Here is a 19,479-nt window from a genome sequence, read left to right on the forward strand (position 1 = left end):
GTGGGAGCCTAGTGCTCCCTTCTTCTGTACGCCATGACCAGCAGAGCCACGAGGGTCACCGAGACCATTGCCAGTATGCCGACATCGGGGATGGACTCGATCTTCTCGATCTGTGGGGGCTCCACACCGCCCCAGCTTCTCACAACAACGTCGTTGGACCCAGTTCCTGCGTCGTATCCGTCCTTCATCGCGGTCACCATGACCTTGAAGAGGGTATCGGTAGTCACGTTCCCTGTGAAGGAAGCGGTGAATTCCCCTGGGCTTCCGGCCACTGGTGTTGGATCTCCTAGTGTCGCGCCCGCGTGATCCACGGAGACGTACACATCGCTGGCATGCACATCAACAGGAATCATGTCCTGGTCCGTGATGGCCATCGTTATCAAGGTCGAACCGCCGGACTCGAGTACTGGGGCCTGCCTGCCCACAACGACGATGAGCTTGGAGACGGCTGGATGCACGGTTATCTTCGTGCTCGCCGTCGCTCCCTTGTACGTAGCGAGGAACGTCGTCGCTGTTATCCCTATGTCTGTCACATCGGACACTCCCGGAGCAGTGTACGTGGTCTGGAACTCACCTAGTGAATCCGTCGTCCCTGTTCCGGACAGGAAGGTGCCGCCGGCGTCAGCGGAGAGTTCGACATTTATTCCCAGGACAGCTGCAAAGCCTTGGTCAAGAACCCGCACAGTCACTGTAACATTGCTGCCTGATTCTACGGAAGGCTGCGATGTGGACACGGAGACTGAGAGAGAACCGGTCTGAACCTTGTGGATGTTGATACCGGACCAGAAGTTGAATATCCCTCCAACCATCTCCACAACGCCGTCCCATCTCTCTCTGTTGTATGCCTCGATGGCATCATACGAGGTGATTGGAGCGAACGGAACCAACTCTGAGATTAGTCCGAGGGTTTGGTGGACGTACATCTGTCTGGTTGCCATGTCCAATTCGTCGTCTGCCGCATCGAGTGCCGTCATTATCTCCGGGTGCAATACATCGTACCCGGCGAGCATGGGAATGTCCCTTATGGCCGCCGGTTCCAAGGGGAGCTTATCCACATCGACGTAGATATCAAACCCGGAGGGATTCGTGGCAGTTGTGTTCAGCGTAATGTTGAGTCCCAAGCTGCTCAGCAACCCCTCGTAGTTATAGCCGATGTCGAATCTCCTTATGTCAACTGATTGGGAGGGTCCAAGCATGGTCATTTGGAGCGCGCTGCCATCTGGCCTCTCCCTCAGTCCATCGCCATCTCTGTCTATGTAGTTCAGCTGTGCAAGCTCGGCAAGTGCTGGCATCGGGTTGCTTGCCTGTCTCCCGGTCGAGTCGAAATAGAATCCTGCATTGTACTCCACTATTGATTGATTGTACCAGGGCTCATTGAAGGGACTCATCGGCGACTGGACTATCCTCGTGTTTGGCTCCATCAAATTGTATAGTTCCTTGTTTATGGCCATGACCAATGCTCTTCTGAGGTCGGGAGATGTCAGCTCGTCGATCGGATTGTATGCAGCATAGAGATATTCGAGGCCGCGACTGTAGGAAACGGCGAGGTGTGGCTCTATGATTATGGAGGTTGGTGTGCCGCTCACATTGTATACGTCTGTCGGATCATTGATACCGAGGGTCCATCCAATGAAATCTATATCACCGTTTATCAGTGCTGATGCCGCCACACTTATGTTCTGATACACATCGAATGTCATAGTGTCGAGGTAGGGCCGTCCATCGAAGTATCCATCGTAGGCACCAATCGTAACGCTGTCCGCGGCGGCGCTGATCAACTCGAACGGACCACATCCCTCATCTGGAGTGGTTTCGTCGAGCTTGACAAGCGGCCTCTGGAGACCCTCCGTCATGAACTTCCCTCCGCCTCCACCAGAGAAGTCAAAGGAGACTTCTGTAGCAGAGACTACGTCCACGATATAGCCACCATAGAAGGTCTCATAGGTGTATTTGACATCGTCTGCCTCAACCGCAGAGTCGTCATCGTGCCAGAGGACATCGGTTCTTAGGACAATGTCTACTGTCTGATCTCCCGTGTCTACTGACCAGCTGTCCGCAACCCAGGGCACAACCAGGAGCGTGACCGGGTCGAGACGTCCCAGAGAATCATAGAGAAGGCCTATCACGTGCAGACTGGCCTCATCCGATGCTGTATTCGGATTCAGGTCCAGAGTCGTGTCCTTCACGGCGACTCGGAAGTCTCCTCCATACATTCCGGAGAGTTCTTCTGGAGTTGCGGCAAAGGCAGAGGCAGCGAAGCTGAAGACGAAGAGCATCGCCACTACACATGCGAGTGCTCTCACGGCTCACCCTCCTTTGGGAACGTTGTCTCCTCAGGCGGCTCTTCAGGAGGACCTTCCTCAGGAGAAACCTCCTCTGCGGGAGGCTCTTCCTCCGGCATCTCAATCTCCTCCAGAGGCTCTTCCTCCAGCATCTCTTCTTCCTCCGGCATTTCCTCTACAGCCTCCTCTTCCTCGGGCGGGATCTCCTCCTCGAAGACCTCTTCCTCAATCGTGGGCCTTCTTCCTATCATGAGCCCGATGAGGAGGCCAACTATCAGGAGCACAACGGCAAGAGCCATGAGTATCACCGTCGTCCACGTCTGCTTGGTGACCTCGAACTCTGGAGACCATGTGACGGACAAAGCCCGCGTGGCAGTGTTTCCCGCCTCGTCCTTTGCTATGACTGTAATCTCGTTTGTTCCGTAGCTCAGTGTGACTTCTTTGCTGAAGGCTCCTTGCGACGGTATTACTGGGAGACCGTTCACTGTCACGATTTCCACGTCGCTTGATACCGTTCCTGTGACGTTTATTATCGAGACTAAGGCCTCTCCCGTCAGTGGGTCAATGTTCTCCGCAAGGATGGAAGCTGTCAGGGTTGGGGCGACTGTGTCTTTGGTTATGACGGTGTCGTTGCTGGTGAACGTGTGTCCTGCAGCATCGTGGGCCTCTATTACAATGGTGTTCACGCCCTCTTCCAGTGGGATGGTTGTTTCGAAGGTTCCGTCCTCGTTCACGGGAACCTCCTTCCCAGCAATAGTCAACTCGACAATCTCACTGAACTTCCCAGTGACAGTTAGAGTCTGTGCGTTTGTTGGCTTGCCTAGCGGTTCGGACGTAATCACCGGGTACTCCAGATCGGGCGGAATAGTGTCCACTGTGATAAGCCTCGTCACAGTAGCGGTGTTGCCAACAGAGTCCACGGCAACGACAGTGAGCCAATTGGCCCCTTCTCCCAGCTGGTCGAACATGTATGAGAAGGTCCCGTCCGAGGCCACCGGTACATCCTCGCCGCGGATTGCCACGGTCGCCCCGGATTCGGCTGTTCCAGTTATCATTACAGAATCTGTGGTTATGGTTGTGTCCGTGGACGGATAATCGATCTGAAGCAGCGGTATGGTCGTGTCAACGTAGAACTGCCAAGTGAATTCTTCCAGATTGCCAGCGGAGTCTCCAACCTGTGTCATGACGGTATGCATTCCGTCGGCAAGAGGTGCGGTCGGAATGTAGCTGACTGTCCCAGTCGCATAGCCGCCGAGATCAGAATCGAAGGTCACTGAGACCACCGACATGGACGTTATGTCGACGCCATCCAACCACAGGCTTATCGACGTCGAGTCCATCGTCCCGATGCTGTCAGAGAAGCCTGCCAGTATCGCAGGCGTGCTATCTGACATCACTGAACCATCCGCTGGAAGCGTTTGCAGAACCTCCGGAGGAGTAATATCGTAAATCAAAGTGACGGGTACGAGAAGGGTCAACGAGACGGGAGCGTTTCCTGGAGAGGCGAAGAATGCTGCCTTAATCGTCCCTTCTGTAGTGGTATCCTCCGGGAGGTCCCATGTAAGATTGAGAACCTCACTGGAATAGGCTGGGACGACGTCCGCTGTGTATGTGACACCGAACGGGGACGGTCCAACACTGAGCTCCGTGACTGTCATATCCGCAAGGGCACCAGCTCTCCAGACGTCGAAGCCCGCCATCGTGATGATGTATCTGCCGGGTGCTGGAAGGACCAGAACGACAGTCTCGTCCGCGTCTGCATCCGCGTCGTACTTAACGAACTCATCCGCCTGGGCCTGATCATCACCGTTCGCGTCCAGGAACACACCGAGGTCCATATCCGGGCAGCAGTCAGCGTGCCCCTGCAGGTGGAACTCGATCGTTATGACCGATGCGTCGACATCCCAAAGCATGGTGTTCAATGACCTGGCAAGGTACTCAACAAAGCTCTCGTCACCCACAGTTTCACCATCAAGCTCGATGGGGATGTCTAGGAACTCACTGACTTCTGAGCCAGCAACGGTAACGCCCACAGGCTTTCCATAGAACTCGTTGAAGGGATCTGGATTGGGTAGCCACGGTATGGTCGTCGACAAGACGGTTTCATAGGAACCTTCCAGCTGGTTCGTGGAGAAGTCGAGCGGATATGGCGTCATACTGAGAAGACCCGTCTCCCCGGACATAACATCAGCAGCTTCCTCGCCCTCGACAGTGGTTGTCTCCACGATTAGGACGTTTAGACCGGGACCAGCGCTGAGAGCCTTGAACAGTCCGTTTCCGGCTCCTGTCCAATCGGGCGTCTTCTTGAAGTATCCCGGGGCCCCGACATCTGTCTCGGCCAGCACAAACGGACCGTATCTGCTTTCGTTCAGTTGGGAGAAGACGTAGTCACCAAGGCCGGGAGAACCTTCCTCACGTTCCTGACCGAGATGACGCATGTCGGCGTAGGTGTTGTCGCCATCACTGTCTATGTCGACTATGAACTTCATGCCCTCTTTGAACACGAAGGTGTCAGGAACGTCGAAGAAGTAGTACCTCAGGTCATAGGCGCCCCCGTAGCCTCTGAGAGCATTGTTATCATATAGCGTATCCGAAGTGGTGCTTCCACCGAACTGGAAGTTCGTGGAACCCTCATGAGCTACATTTATCACGATCGGGATTGTCGTGATATCGGCCCCGTTGGTCAAATGGATTGCACCTTCGTAGAGTCCCACGTCCGCACTAGGTGGCACCGTCGCAGTTGCAACGAAGTCGAACGTGCCTCCTGCTGGTATACTGATTGTCGCTCCGAGAGGCGTGACCCCATTGTCCTCAAAGAGACTGACCATGGGCCAGGGTTGCTTCTCGAAGAACTCGATCGTAACAGTAACGGGTCCCGGAACTGGGTCACCAGAGAGATGCCTCCACCATATGATTAGACCATCATGAGTTCTTGTGGCAGGATCATGGATTCTGACCTCGAAAGAGTTCTCACCCAGGAAGATTCCCATCCTGTTTCTCTCGAACCATGCTCCGGTCACTCCGTAGGGCAGACCCGGGTCAACCAGCATTGCGCCAGAAGCCTTCCACCACAGGTCTATCTCGCCTCCGTAGCTCACAGCCCAGAACCACTCATATCCGGACGAGAAGCCTATGTCCGAGAAGCCGTCGAAGTCGTATGTGGGAATGACCTCTGCCGTAATTGTGCCGCCCATAATATCCCATATTGCGACACCGGTCGCGTTGGCGACGGCCAGATTCATGGCGACACCATCGAAGTCCACGTACGTCGGATTCTCTTGTACGAGAGCGACGGCTGGCGGAACATAGTCGTACTGAATGGTAACGTTGGCCCACATCGGAAGGGGGCCAAGATAAAACATCAGACCGTCAGTCGTGTACAGAATGTAGTCGCCCATACCGCTCCCAAGGTCAAGCTCGTACACCGGTGTACCGTCCACCCAGACCTGGTACGAGAAGGGAACGATGCTCGTGTTTCCGAGCGTGAATACCGGGGCGCCTGTGAAGTTGAACGTGTCGTAGCCTGTTGATGGCACCAGAGTCATGTCCCAGACATTCACTGTCCCAGTGCCGGCTCCACTCAAGGCCGATCCCATTCCTACTGACGCAAGCCACATGCTGTCAGAGCTGAACTTGAGGTCCATCACACCGTCCAGGTCGCCCGACAGGTCCTCGTCCTCGTGACCGCTGAATCCGCCAACTTGGGTCCCTGTGATCGGGTCCCAGAGCATTACGTAGTTGTCCCAAACGCCAAAGTAACCACCGCCACCGGTGGCTATCACAGACCCATCTGGACTCCAGGCAAGGGTGTTCACGATGTCAAGGTGTCCACACGCCCCTCCGAGTAGGTTTCCCGAGATGTCCATGATCATGACATCCGCGAGGAAATCGGGGTCGCAGTAGTCCCTCGGAAGACCATTCAGCCACCTAAGGGCGGAGTTGACGCTCGAAGTGAACGCTATCTGACTCTCATTGGCTGGGTTGAACTCCACTCCGGTGATAGTATAGCCGAATAGGAAATCATCCGACCGGACAAGCCGGGCGCGGGTGGCCACATCCCACACGGCCACCAAGCCATCTCCACCAAAGGGCAACGGGCCAGCCGAGGCCGCCAACTTGCTACAATCAGAAGTGAAGTCGATGTCGTTGATCATACTGCCTCCCAATCCTGCCAGGTCGTCAATCGGGTATCCTGTCGTGTTGTCCCACAGAATGATTACGCCATCCTCCGCACCAGTTGCGAACATCGTGCCGTCAGAGCAGAAGTCCATCGCGGTTATGTTGGCGGAGTGCCCAAAGAACCGCCCATTCATATTGACATCTGTCCAGTCGTGCGGTTCTACGTATATCTGCTGGTTCGTCAGTAGGTCCATGTCGAAGTGGGCGGTAATCCTGAGAAGGTCGGCATTGTTCCATCTCGTCACATCCATGCCCGGTCCGAACTTCCTTCCGAAGAAGTCATAGAATCCCGTCTCGTTGATGATTGTCCAGTTGTTGCCCACAGGCTCCGGCGGGGCCTCAACGGTGGGCTGGACTGTATACTCGATGGTGGCCATTCTCTTTAGGTAGTCAGCGGACACACCAACGTTGTTCAGGGGTGTTGACCCGCGATTCTCCACCGTCATCATCTCAGAATCAGATTCACCAGCCGTGAGGAAGTGGACGAAGTCAACATAGTCCTGGCCCCTGTAGTCACCCGGGTACCAGACCTCTGGATTGGCAAGAATGCCTCCACTGTTGGAAGCCAGATTGGTGGCACGCAGGGCGTTTCCGTAGCCAGATCCCTGTGTGAAAACGTCGTAGTTCATGTCGTCAGCACTCGATAGGAGTATCCTCTGCGCTTCGAAGGCATCCATGTAATGCCCGTATGTCTGCTCATATGCGTCCTGCATGAGGGCAATCACTGCTGTTGCGTGAGGGGCTGCCATGCTCGTACCTGCGTCAATATTCCATGCCGCTGTCCCATCCATGAACTCGTTTATCGGATAGGCATCGTACGCCCACGCTCCATTAAAGCAGATGTCGGGTCCCAATTGACCAGTAGCCGCCGGTCCCCAAGAGGAGAGATAGGCTACGCCGCCGTACGCAGGATTCGGCCCTCCATCGTAGAGGTGCTCTGGTTGCACTCTGTAGAAGAGGTCCCATGCTGCGCACGTGCTTATGGTTCCCGGGGCGACTGAGTTCCCGGTTGTTCCGTATCCGCCGCCTTCGTTTCCAGCAGACTTCACGTGAATCGTCTTGCCCTCCGAGTATTGAGTTGTGACCCAGTCTCCGAACCTCTCACCGACCGTCCATCCACTTTCCAGCGGGTTCGAGCCGAAACTCCAGCTTATCACAAGACCCTCATCACCAGTTCCAGGGACTCCATCATATCCCTCTATGGCGAAGAGGAACCCGTGGTACTGAGTGAACGAACCGTGAGAAACTCCGCCTGGTATCGAAATGACCTTCGCATCAGGAGCCAGCCCCATCAACTTAGGTGTACCGCCGATGGGGGTGACACCCTGACCCACGATACTTGTGGCGACAGCCGTTCCATGCGAGCCGTAGGTTGCACCAGTGAAGGCAACCATATCGCCAGCGCCCCAGTAGTAGTTATCCACTCCCAGGCGTCCCGCCAGGATATCCGAGTAGGGTATTGGTACAACACCATACGAATAGTCAACGGTGAGTTCGTCGCCGGCTTGGAGATCGTTCGTGAACGTGAAGTTGCCCGTGACTACGTCCAGAATCCACGGGTAGTAGGTGTAGTCCGCTCTGATCTCTGCACCTGTCTTGAGCTGATAGGTCAACGTGATCTCGCCGGTTTCATAATCGACAGTGTAACCAGAGGTGTCCATGACACCAGTGTAGTTGTACCATGTATAGAACTCATCCTCAGCCATGTTGACCTCGAGAGGATTGGGGTTGTTTGTCAACTTCGATGTGAAAGTCACCTGTCCTGTAGCCAGATTCGCGCTGTAATCATCGGGCGTAGCCAGAGTGGTCCAGACAGGTCCAAACCAAACATCAGAAGCCCTCTTTCTGAGTATGGTGAGATCCAGCAGGTTGTCATTGGCGACCTCGAAGCCCGTGTCAGCCGCGGGGTCGGAGACCGTGAAGGAGAGTTCATCTGTGACATTTATGTCTGTGCCAGTCAGGGTCTCACTCTCCTCAACGACTTTCGCGTTTTTCAAGGAAACGACATCCTCAAGCCCTTCCGCAACAATCACCACCTCGCTGACCACATCAACTGTGTTCCAGGAAAGTGTGTTTTTCAAGACATTCACAACGTCGCTCACCGTCACGTCTCCGTTTGCCAACTGTCCCCAGGTCTCACCACCAATCGCGGTGGTTCCTGTTATCATGGTCTCGTTTCCCACGACGAGTTGTTCACCAAGAACAGCTGTCGAATCGCTGATGAAATAGAGGAGACCGCCCGAAATGTCCGCGTAGCCATCCGAATCCAGATCCTTCCATAGGTTCGGACTGCCCTTCGTCGCGGACATGTCGTCTGTGAAATCGAGGTTATTGTCCAGGTCCACATAGACGGTGTCGTAGACCCCTGGAGAGGTCGAATCTACTACGATGAGCGCAGGAGCCATGAAATAGGCGGCACTCAGCCAGGAGTCCCAGTGCAGACCCGCATGATACACACCGCTTGCACTCGAAATCCCTGTTACATCGTAGTCAGTATCCTGCATTACAATGCTGATGAACTCGATGTAGATGTCCGCGTCCGTCGGATTCGAAGTTGTATATCCGAGAATCGCCAGTATGTAGTCGTTCTCCGTGTTCGGATTGAATATCGGCGCGAATACTTCAGGATTGTCTCCGGTGCTCGTATCTTCATAAGCGACCAGTTCAGATAGGTCTATGTCATCATCTCCGTTCGCATCATAGAACAGCCCCAAGTCCAAATCATCACCGGGTGTGAATTCGACCCAGATGTTCATCTGGACCGTTCCCACAGGAACCGCGAATGGAAATCTATATGCAGCTGTCAGGAACGCGCCGGGGAACCCAGGACTCAGATCATCATCGAATACCGGTTCGCCAAAAGTGTAGAAAGGAACCATTAGCGGTGCATCCCTGTTGTACGTGATGTAGGTCCCGCTCGCGTTCGTGAAGCTCGCAAGCTCAGTTGAGGTGTCCACAAACATCCCTGAAAGCTCTCCTTCGTTGGAGAGATAGGCGTCTATCGCCGGTGGCTCGAATGTAATAGGCCATCCGGCATAGGGTGAGCTGTACGTGTAGGTTGCAGTTACCACATCGTTGAGAACCAAGGCCGTCGTGAAGGTTATCACGCCGGTCGCGGGATCGAAGGTGTAGTCCGCCGGCGGCATGAAGACGCCGTTCAGGTAGAAGGAATAACCAGTGACGTCCATGTGCACGAGGGTGGCAGTGGTCTCGCCACCGACAGCCTCAATGACCGTTATGTTCTCGATTGTGGTGCTGGCAGGTTGGACGGCCCAAGTCCCATCGAGGTCAGAATGTCCAAAGTCAATTCCTTGGTCAAGGACTGCAACAACCTCTCCAGCTCCCGTGAATCCATTTGCCCAGGCAAGGTCTGCCATGTGAGTCACAACGGAATTCCAATCATTCGGCGTTGGGGGGTCTTCTCCCATTGGCTGAGGGCCTCCAGAGCCCATAGGGCCAGACGGAGAATCAATGAATACTGGGTCCAGCTTTATGCCCTTCTCCTTCGCCGCTCGTTCTATCATCTCGTTCTGGTCCCCACGTAGAAGGTTGAGCGGGACTTCTCCTCCCACTACTTCCTCTGGGACATCCATCACGTCAGGTGTGAAGACCTCCTGCTTTCCTATCAATAGAACCTCATCAATTGCGGCCAGCTCAGCAAGAGCGTTGGCGGGAACCTCAAGTACGATCGGTGTGGGTACCGACTTGATGGTTGCTTTCTCACCGACCAACCCCCGATACTCATACTTCTCGAGAGCTCTGGCCACTGCGGAAACGTCTGAGACTATGAGAACAACTTCAACCATCTCTTTGTGTCCGCTCTTTGCCAGATCCCGAAGGGCAGGATCGATCTTCTCTAATCCCAGAACCTCGCTGGACTGAGGAAGCGAAGGCTCCTCCATTGGAAGGAACTCTTCACCCTGTTCAACTGGCTCCTCGTATCCCTCACCGCCCGAAGACGAGACAGGTGAAGGGGCGACGAAAAGCGATAGGGCAAACAACCCTACAACAACCCCACTAATCCACCTAACACTTTTTTTGGACATTCCTGTTCCTCCTATCCAAATAGAAACTCAAAGACGTGCGAGGGATAGAGTTGCGATTATAAGTTTTTTTCCACGTATCAAACCGATTCTGCATGCGTTCTTGAGGACATGCTAATCTCACCCGGCTTCCCGAATCCCTTGCCCTCGGCTACGGTTCAGAATGAGGGATAGAACCTCAAGAGACAGACGCGCCTTCCACATCCTGTTATCGAGTCGAAGGGAGAACTCTCTTTCCCTTTCCTGGACGACGAAGTCGAATCCGTACTCCACATCCATGAGGACAGTGGGTTCTGCAGGAGCGATGCCGAAATCCCCGCCTTCACCCTGAAGCGCCCTCTCGACGTCAGCCAGTGTCAACTGTCCCGAGGCAACGTGCTCCATGACCCACGCGACCTTGCGAACCATCCCTCTCAGAAAGCTCTCACCCCAGATGTCCAGAGTCGTGAAACTCCGATTCCCACTCACTTCGATCTTGTCTATTCTTCGAACGGGCGATCTCTCGTCTCGATACGCAAACGAGGTGAAGTTATGTTGACCAATGAATGGACGGGAGGCCTTCCTCAGGCCCTCCGGGCTCACGCGAGGAGGGAAGTAGTATCTGTACCATCTCCTGACCGCATGTCTGGGGTTGAATCCCTCTGACACTGCGGCGTAACCCCAGACCCAGATGTCCAGAACCTTGGAGTTCAGAGCTCGAGGAAGCTCTTCCAGCCTGAACTCCGTGTTGAGGGCGAGCACGTTTCCGATCGCACTTACACCCGAATCCGTTCTGCTACTGCTCCTAAACAAGGAATCCTCAGTGGAGTCCATTGCACCGAGAGAAATGAGAGCTTTCAACAATTCACCCTCCACGGTCCTTACGTCTGGCTGTCTCTGGTATCCGTGGAAGTACGTTCCATCGTAGGCGAACTTGATGGCCACTCGCATCACAACAATATTAGTCGGTTAGTATATACCGATAATCATGCCGGATTTTGAGGTAGTTCTCGTAGAGCCGAAGATACCGGGTAACATCGGAGCCGTGGCCCGGGCGATGAAGAACTTCGGGATGGAGAAACTCGTTCTTGTCAATCCCTGTGAGATCGGGGAGGAAGCAGTCAAGCGGGCGAAGTGGGGGAAGGACGTGCTATACTCCGCAAGAACTGTCGACACCTTGGAGGAAGCACTGTCCTCAGCGGACTTCGTCATCGGATCATCATCTGTTGACACCGACAGCGAGAGGAAGTTCGCCAGGATCTCTGCGGACCCGAGGGAATCGGTCGAGAAGATCGCCGACCTCGATGGTGCCGTTGCCCTCCTCTTCGGAAGAGAAGACTACGGGCTTCTGAAGGACGAAATCGCGAAGTGCGACATTCTTGTCAAGATTCCCGCGAACGAGGAATACCCAGTCCTGAACATCTCACACGCGGTCACTGTGATCCTGTACGAGATCTACCTGTCGAAGGCATCGAAAAAAGGAACCACGGAAGCCTCTGGCAGGGAGAAGGAGTTGTTGTTTGAGGCCTTCGGACGGCTGCTGAACACCATCAACTATCCGGAGCACAAGAAGAAGAGGACATCGGTGATGTTCAGAAGAATGATGGGCAGGGCGGTTCCTTCGAAATGGGAATACCATGCACTTATGGGCGTTCTCTCTCGGGCCGCCAAGCGTCGGGAATGATCAGCACTCTATGCCGAGCGCATGATTGACCCACTGGCTATACCCTCATTTTGACACTCGAAAACGGGTCTAGGGTACTGGCTCATTTCGGGACCTGCTGGTGAATGCGCATAGCCAGACCATGTTATCATAACTCCATCCGCTTGTAGCCTACCGGAACCCTGTCGAATTTTGTGTGTGTGTGTGTGTGTGTGTGTGCTGTAGTAGTAGGTATCGTGCGGTGATCCGCTACATACATACATACGTAAAGGGACTGGAAGCATCGTCTTACAAACGTAACAAAGAATGCTCTCCATGCCCGCCGCCGGGGATCTGAAACGGTCTTCAGTGGAAGCGATGGGGCCCCGCACACACACACACACACATTTTTTATCAATGCATGCTCCTCGCATTCCAGTCATGTCCTTTCTCCTCCGCCTAGTCTCACTACCATCCACGCCAATCGCTCCTGACCTTCCACCACAGCAGCAGGACCATGACGACGAAGGAACCGATGCCGATCCCGAGCAGGCAGAGAGATATCACCCCTCACCAACTCCCGCAGGGAAACAGCGCGACACCTTTCGCCGAGCGCCCGACCCCGTTCCTCATCTCCGACAGCTGCTCCTCGAGGGCGAGCGGCTTGACGATTCCGCGCCGCCTTCTCGGACCTCTGCCAGACCGTTCACAAATACCCCTGGTTTGACATGCAGATTCACCAATCCGTGAAGACTGGCTACGTTCAGCCGCCAAAAGGGAGAGGGCGATTCGATGGCGCGGCGCGATCCCCGACGCGTCCTCACCGTTCCATCTCCTCATCGAATCTTGATCCTCCCGCGAGACCGGAACCATGAGGCCTCGAATCCGAACAGACAATCCTCTCGCTCGGGTTCCCTGTCGCCACACGTGGACCTCAGCGCGCACCTGAACAAGCACTTCGTACAGACAAACGTGCTACGTGATCGCGTGGTCCTCTTTTGGAAATCGTCCTGCCTCGTCCTGGGGATGCGAGACGCGCCCGTGGAGACGCGGGACCTCGCTCTCCTTAGTTGGCAAGTGATGCAGAGGAACGTTGCCGCGCCGCACTCGGAGCACTGCCCTTCTCCTTTCAGCTTCCTCCGGCACATGTCCGATGACTCGCAGTAGAGGGGCTTCTTCCTGACCTCACCGCCGCAGTCCGCGCAGGTTCCCAGGTCCACGTCCTCACCCATCGGCGACGCCCTCCCGATGCGGTTCGTTGGCAGAACTCCTGACGCGACCTCGGCGCGGGACCTCTCTCTGAATCTGCTCCAGGACCCGCGTGGCATGCCTATAGTCCAGCCCGCCTGTTCTCCCTCTCAGCCATTCCACGTTGTCCGCCTCGGTGAACCTAGGGCTTCCGTCCTCGCTCAACGCTCCCCTGCCGGATCGTCGGTAGTCCTCAAGGACAGCCTCGAAGGTCTCCTGCGAGATACGGGCCCCTTCGTTGTCCGAGTCCGGACGTGAACGTGTCGGCGTCATCTCCTGGACTCCTGGAGCGTCATGTAGGTCTTGACCTCAGGGTTCAGGATCAGCCTGGTCCGACTGCATCCTGGACACCTGTATTCGTGTCTGCCCCTTTGAATTCTCAAACGAAGGTCCTCGAAGTCTCCGGTCCACCCGCAGACCTCACAGCCGACCTTGCCGACGAGTATCACGACGGACCCACAGCGATGACACTCACAATCGTATCCGTAGAGATCGTCGGAGTATTGCTGCACCGCTCCAACCCTTCCCAAGACCCTTCCGCACTCAGGACAATAACGGGGCGGTTGCAGCGATCCTTTTCCCATCCTCATCTTCCCGTCCTCTGAATCTTTTGTGTGTCTGTGTGCACCCAAGACGGTCATCGCCGCCTGGGACAGACAGAGACACAAACATTCATTTTCGCCAGCCTCGTTCCCTCAGCCCTCTAAGTCCTCGGCATGCCTCCAGTAGATCGTCTTGTGTCTCAACGGTTCGGTCTCGAAGACCTTGTTGTTTCCGTCGCACCAACACTGCGCGGAGTGGATGAGCACGCCGTCGTCGGCCATGATGAAGGCATGCCTCGCCGATTCCCTTCCAGCCCTGAAACCGACCTGGTAGATCGTCGTCCTCTCTGCTCGTTCCTCGGGCGTCCACTGTTCCCGCCAGAGATGCGGCGGCGGGTGCATCGTCGCAAAGACCCGAAGCTTCTCCTTCTCACTCAGCCTGTCCCATTCTTCCTTTCGCATTGTTCTTTCTCCTGCAGCTTATTGAAATGACGCCTGAGGACCCCCACCCCTGCGATCCCCTCGAACCTGTTCAAATCCCTCATCGCCCCGTATGCACTCTCGGGACACCGCCCCGGGTATTGTCTGCATATCTCGGGGCGAATCTCGTAGACCATGCACCGATACATCTTCATCCTCGGGACCTTCCGAAGAAAAGGGCATCTGCCCTCGATAATCTCCCCGGTCTCAGGATGAAACCACAGGTCTCCGCACAGGTCTCCCCACGTGCCCCCCAAATCTCCCTCGTCCTCGAACTCGACGAAATCAAAGACGGGATACGTCCCGAGGTTGGACCGGACCACTATAGAATCCTCCCCAATCGGATCCTCCTCATCGAACCATCTATCAATGTCTGCCTGCTCGTATCCGAGCTCATACACCATGCAGCACCAGCCGCATCGCTTGCACTCGGGGAGCCCATCCCCCTTCATCTGTCGCTCTCCCTCTCAGCTTCCTTCAATCTGACCAGGAGACTGTCAAGCCTGTGCGTGGTTTCCTCTATGGCCTCCTCCGCTTCCGTCATCCGTTCCTGAGCAGACACTATGTCCATCTGAGCCGATGTCAAGGTCTCGGACAGCTGCTGCACTTCCAGGCGCTCCTGTATGATGCTCAGCCCTCTATCCACCACATCGAGGTCCGTCCTCCATTCTTCCTTTCCCATCAAGCTGAACAGGAGAATGTCAAGCCTCTCGGCGATCTCCCACGGTTCCTGCTCAAGTCCATCCCCCATGACACCTTGGATCATGACGGACAGCTCGTTCGTTCCCAGGCGCTCCGTCGCGATCCTTGCGACCCCACACACATCTATCAGTTCTCGTCCTTCGACCATCGCGGACTCCGCGACATTCTCCGTTCCCATTTTCTTCTCCAAGTCCTCTATCTCCTGCATCACTATCGACCTCCTTTTTCCGTGTTCTTCTCCTTCTCCATGCCGCCCTGGACTGCACTGCATTATTTCACGTGGAATAATCATCAGGTCCTCCAGGACGCCAACCGTGACCCTCAACCTGAACCCTCCAGTGGTTCCCCCGTGAAGTCCTCGGGATACCTCAGCACCGATGTTCGCAACCAGTCCCAGACACAGCCGACCTTGACCCAGAGCGACGCGTCTGCATATGCCCAGGGTCTGCCCTCCGGATCGTAGTGGACCTCGCGGGCCTTGACCTTCCCATCGACCCTCACTCTCCTGACGTTCCAGAATCCGTTGCTCAACCCACAGCCTCCAGGGTCAAGCGGCCCCGTTCAGAAGGGCAGTCAGCGACTTCTCGAACCCCTCAAAAAGCGGCTCGATTATCGCCCTCTTGCCCGAGTCGAGGGTCTTGACAAGTTCCAACCTCAGCGCACGAATCGTCGCCACCACATCGCCGTTTCCATTCGACGCTGAGACCATCGGCGGAACACTTCCCGAGGACATGGCGTTCTCCACCCATTCCCTGCTTTCGGGGTCTATCCTGTCCCACTTCGCCTTGACCTTGCGGGGGTCCCGCAGGTCGTAGAGCTCCGTAATGTCCTTGGCCTTGTGCGCCAGCAGTATCCTTCTGTCGGTCAGGTCCAGCCCGAACTCGCTGGCATACGTGCCGACGGACTTCCTGAACCTGTGTGCCGTCAGGCGCTCCTTGACGCCCCTTTCCTCCAGTCTCGCCTCCACCCTTCTGAGTTGCTCCAGGACGTTGGCGCGGTTGCGCCGCATGTTCCTAACGTCCTCCACGTAGCCGCCCCCTTCTGGAGCGTCCAGGTAGGTGTATGGATAGACGCCGTTCTGGAATACGAAGTCGCTCTCGTAGTCGCGGTTCTCCAGGTGCTCCTTCCAGACCTCGGCGATGCGGCGGTGCATCGGGATCACGACGCGATATCCGCCCTTGATGACCGGAGTCAGGACCTCCTTGTCAAAGTCCACTTCCTTGACCAGAATCCCATACATCTGTGCCCTCATTCCCGTGTAGAGTAGTCCGATGACAAGCTGATATTCCTCCAGGGCGCACTCCTTGGCGGCTTCACAAATGTCTGGGATGATCTCCAACGGGTAAGGCTGATGCGGAGAAAGGGACCCTCTCACCTTCGGTCTCAGGTGGGTCTTCAGCTGAGCCACGAAATTAGGCCACCTGGAATGAGGATGCGCGTTCGCCAGGAACTTGTAGTATCTGATGACCCGCCCCTCGTAGACGCTGATGGTGCTCGTTTTGAGTCCGGACGCGAGAAGCTTCTTCTCGAAGTCCTTGAAGTCCTCGATCTGGACCCTGTCCCTGCGGACCTTTCGCTCCCGAAGGAAGTCCGCCCACCTTTGCAGGGTCTCAACCGTTCCCTTCTGGGTCATCGGCGTGATCTGAAGGTTCCCCTCGGTCAGTTGCAGGAACTCCTCCACCATCTTCATGCAGGTTCCTCCTCGGTGAAGCTGTCCAGTGTGCCAGGGTTCTCCTTCGTTTCCTTCCTGACCTTCTCCAGCACCGCGGTCTTGACCAGTCCGTAGATACTGGTCTTCTCCTGTTCAACGTAGCGCTGGACCTCCTCAAATTCCTCGTCGCTCACTCCTCCACGCAACCATCTTACCATAGTTATCGTCAAGGATACAGCGTACTCTGTATTTAATATATGCCGTACGTTTCACAGCGTAGCATTGAACCTTGAGCAAAGGTTGATATGCACTACAGCGTATCCGATAGCTGTGAAATGGCTAAGAACCGCGGTGAATCAGGCCGAGTTCGAGGCGATCCACAAGATATCCGAGGAACAGGGAATCAGTATCTATGCACTGCTGAAGAAGGCCCTTTTCCGGTATCTTCTGGTCCTCACTGACAAAGTACCTGACAATCTGAGTAATGGTCTTCTGGTCGTCACTGAGAAGGCGGCTGACAAGCTAGGTGATAGATTTCCGGTCCTCACTGACAAGGTAGCTGACGCATTTGACGACGACAAGCTAGCTCATTGGGGAGAAAGTTTCGCTCGCAGATTGCTGGAGGCCGAGAAAGAGAGAGAGGAAGAGAGAATTGCCCTCCTCCTTCAAACGCTCCGGCGCATATCTGAGTTACCCCCAGAGAAAGTCGATGCCTACGTTGCATCACTCGAAGGACTCCTCAAGCAGGTGAAATCGGAGAAACCACCCTGAGGAAAAAAAGACAGCACTCCACGACAAATGACACACGGACTGTCTGGCTATTCCCGTTCTTGTCATCTCAGACGTTCCGATCTACACGTCTTCTCTTGATTCTTGATGAAACCCGAGGACCCCGAGGGCACTGGCTACGGGGTGGGGCTTCGTGGCGGCGGCGCCGCCGGACCCCGGACATTGTGCATTCCCATTTAATTAATGAATATACCCCCCCCTCCCCTCCCTACACGGACGCCCTATCGCCCCTGTTTCCGAGGACCCGAGGGGCTTCGCTTGAGCACCCTACGCCCCACAGGGCAGACCTCGCACTAGAGACGCGGCAGGGACGCGCTCGGCGTCCTGGAGGCAGAGACACGTCCTTGGACACAGATGCCGCATGCACAGGCTTAGGGACAGCTACAAGGACTCACAGACACACACAGCCTAGCCCGTTGCCCTGGACGCCCTCAGCCACACACACAGCACCCAGGGACAGCCCACCTATTCACCCACCGCACCCATCCAGCCGCAGACCTCGGACAGCCACAACCTAGCGCGGTACCCTGGACAGGCCCAGACACGCATAGCCACAGCCCCCGCATCCCTGACACCCGCAGACCTCACCCATGACAGCCACAGCCGGATACGTCCTCAGACGCGGCACGACGTCCTCGACAGCCTCATGGACCGTGCCGCATCCCGCACAGTCTCAACCATAGGACAGAGACACACACGCACAGGATCACTGACGGCCCTCGGTGTGCTCGGCCTCCTGGAGACACAGACAGGTCCTCAGACGTGCATGCCGCGCACACCGCCCTAGAGACAGCCACAGACCTCAGACAGACACATCTAGTGCGGTATCCTGGACAGCCTCAGCCGCAAGCTCAGGGAGAGCCGGATCGGACACACACGCACAGGATCACGGACAGCCGCAGACACATCTAGCGCGGTATCCCGGATAGTCGCAGGCCCCACGACTGCATTATTTCACGTGGAATACTCATTCACCGACAGCATCCTCCTAGTCCAACACAGGGAAAGAACAACGGCGCGGATCCAACAAGCGACAAGGCTATATTCCAGACTCAGTATCACAGCTCGTGGAAGGAGACGCTGGTATATGAGCGATGTATTATCGGAGTGAGATTGAATACTAGATCGAGGAGTGAGGTTGATGGCGACGACAGAGTTCATTCCTAGTGTGGGGCTGTATGAGTCTAGGAGCCTAGATAGAATCAAGAGGGATATGAAGAGGATGCGGAATCGGAAGCTCTTCTGGGCATCGCTGTTTACTCTCATTTTCATACTGGCTGTCGTCCTCTTTAACTGGGCAGGAGGTCTTGTGATAGCTGGCCTTGCCATAGGCGATGTCATACAGCTAATATGCGTTCTCATGGGTCTCTTCAGTGGTATCATGCTCTTCATCTATGCCGTGGCAATCCTTCCAGACCGCTTCTCTTCGGGCTTCAGCAAGACCGAACGACTCAATTGGTATCTCGACAGGCTCTGTGTACACCTTCAGACCTACGCCGAAACAGAAGGCAAGGGCTTCTCCCGCATCTTGGCAAGGGCGACGCTCTACGCTGCCTCAAGACTGTTCCCTGAATGGTCTTGGGACGAGTCCCGAAAGGAGTCAGTCATAGACAATGACTTATTCCAGGAAGAGTACCTGAGACTCAGTTTTGTCTTGAGAGACATCTTCCAGAGGTTGAACTATCTCTTGTTCAGGAAGAGGGAGATTCCCGCAGGCATCATCAAGGTTCTAGGAACATTCAGAGAATCGCTCGACGTTAGCTCCGGTTCCCCAAACGTGGACCAGATTGGAGATGTTGGATGGATGGCTGCAAACCTGAGGAGAGTTGAAGGGACGGGAATCGACAAGGACATGTTCTTCGCCCTTCTTCGTGCAACAGCAGTAGAGAGATACAAGAGAGCGGTCTATGGGAACGTGTACGCCATGGTCATCATTGCGTGG

General features: G+C 55.4%; 15 protein-coding genes. 3 read left to right on the plus strand and 12 right to left on the minus strand.

The features are described from left to right. Positions 1-8 precede the first annotated feature (8 nt). The 3 genes from LN415_04145 to truA form a co-directional block, all read right to left on the minus strand. Entirely contained in the window at positions 9-2,303 is a 2,295-nt protein-coding gene (locus LN415_04145; protein MCJ2556281.1) for an ABC transporter substrate-binding protein, read from the minus strand. Further along, entirely contained in the window at positions 2,300-10,507 is an 8,208-nt protein-coding gene (locus tag LN415_04150) for a S8 family serine peptidase (GenBank protein MCJ2556282.1), read from the minus strand. The genes LN415_04145 and LN415_04150 overlap by 4 nt, the downstream gene beginning before the upstream one ends. Positions 10,508-10,624: 117 nt before the next feature. Then, complete coding sequence (truA, locus tag LN415_04155; protein ID MCJ2556283.1) at positions 10,625-11,434, minus strand: tRNA pseudouridine(38-40) synthase TruA; 810 nt, start codon at positions 11,432-11,434, stop codon at positions 10,625-10,627. Between the two features lie 37 nt (positions 11,435-11,471). Between truA and LN415_04160 the strand changes: the two genes are divergently transcribed. After that, positions 11,472-12,167 (plus strand): RNA methyltransferase, encoded by a 696-nt coding sequence (locus LN415_04160; protein ID MCJ2556284.1) that lies wholly within the window; start codon positions 11,472-11,474, stop codon positions 12,165-12,167. A gap of 794 nt (positions 12,168-12,961) precedes the next feature. Here LN415_04160 and LN415_04165 read toward each other — a convergent pair. The 9 genes from LN415_04165 to LN415_04205 all read right to left on the minus strand — a co-directional run bounded on the left by LN415_04165 (position 12,962) and on the right by LN415_04205 (position 16,942). Then, a complete protein-coding gene (locus LN415_04165; protein MCJ2556285.1) occupies positions 12,962-13,357 on the minus strand; it encodes a hypothetical protein in 396 nt (131 codons plus the stop codon). After that, on the minus strand, positions 13,350-13,646 hold the full coding sequence (locus LN415_04170; GenBank protein ID MCJ2556286.1) for a hypothetical protein: 297 nt from the start codon (positions 13,644-13,646) through the stop codon (positions 13,350-13,352). The genes LN415_04165 and LN415_04170 overlap by 8 nt, the downstream gene beginning before the upstream one ends. Beyond that, positions 13,643-13,963 carry a hypothetical protein gene (locus tag LN415_04175; protein MCJ2556287.1) on the minus strand — a complete coding sequence of 107 codons (321 nt, stop codon included), beginning with the start codon at positions 13,961-13,963 and terminating at the stop codon, positions 13,643-13,645. The genes LN415_04170 and LN415_04175 overlap by 4 nt, the downstream gene beginning before the upstream one ends. Before the next feature lie 105 nt (positions 13,964-14,068). Next, the gene (locus LN415_04180; GenBank protein MCJ2556288.1) at positions 14,069-14,377 is read right to left on the minus strand and encodes a hypothetical protein; all 309 of its coding nucleotides are present in this window, start codon (positions 14,375-14,377) and stop codon (positions 14,069-14,071) included. After that, positions 14,350-14,847: a YkgJ family cysteine cluster protein gene (locus tag LN415_04185; protein MCJ2556289.1), complete on the minus strand. Its 498-nt coding sequence runs from the start codon at positions 14,845-14,847 to the stop codon at positions 14,350-14,352. The genes LN415_04180 and LN415_04185 overlap by 28 nt, the downstream gene beginning before the upstream one ends. Next, complete coding sequence (locus tag LN415_04190; protein ID MCJ2556290.1) at positions 14,844-15,422, minus strand: hypothetical protein; 579 nt, start codon at positions 15,420-15,422, stop codon at positions 14,844-14,846. Before LN415_04190 ends, LN415_04185 begins: the two co-directional genes overlap by 4 nt. After that, a complete protein-coding gene (locus LN415_04195; protein ID MCJ2556291.1) occupies positions 15,419-15,628 on the minus strand; it encodes a hypothetical protein in 210 nt (69 codons plus the stop codon). Before LN415_04195 ends, LN415_04190 begins: the two co-directional genes overlap by 4 nt. A gap of 16 nt (positions 15,629-15,644) precedes the next feature. Further along, positions 15,645-16,787: a site-specific integrase gene (locus tag LN415_04200; protein MCJ2556292.1), complete on the minus strand. Its 1,143-nt coding sequence runs from the start codon at positions 16,785-16,787 to the stop codon at positions 15,645-15,647. Beyond that, a complete protein-coding gene (locus LN415_04205; protein MCJ2556293.1) occupies positions 16,784-16,942 on the minus strand; it encodes a hypothetical protein in 159 nt (52 codons plus the stop codon). Before LN415_04205 ends, LN415_04200 begins: the two co-directional genes overlap by 4 nt. Positions 16,943-17,099: 157 nt before the next feature. Between LN415_04205 and LN415_04210 the strand changes: the two genes are divergently transcribed. Further along, a complete protein-coding gene (locus tag LN415_04210; protein ID MCJ2556294.1) occupies positions 17,100-17,519 on the plus strand; it encodes a hypothetical protein in 420 nt (139 codons plus the stop codon). Between the two features lie 1,159 nt (positions 17,520-18,678). Next, positions 18,679-19,479, plus strand: an 801-nt coding sequence (locus tag LN415_04215) for a hypothetical protein (GenBank protein MCJ2556295.1), incomplete at its 3' end; no start/stop codon positions are given.

This window comes from Candidatus Thermoplasmatota archaeon, from assembly GCA_022848865.1.
In the GTDB taxonomy this organism is placed as follows: Archaea; Thermoplasmatota; Thermoplasmata; order RBG-16-68-12; family JAGMCJ01; genus JAGMCJ01.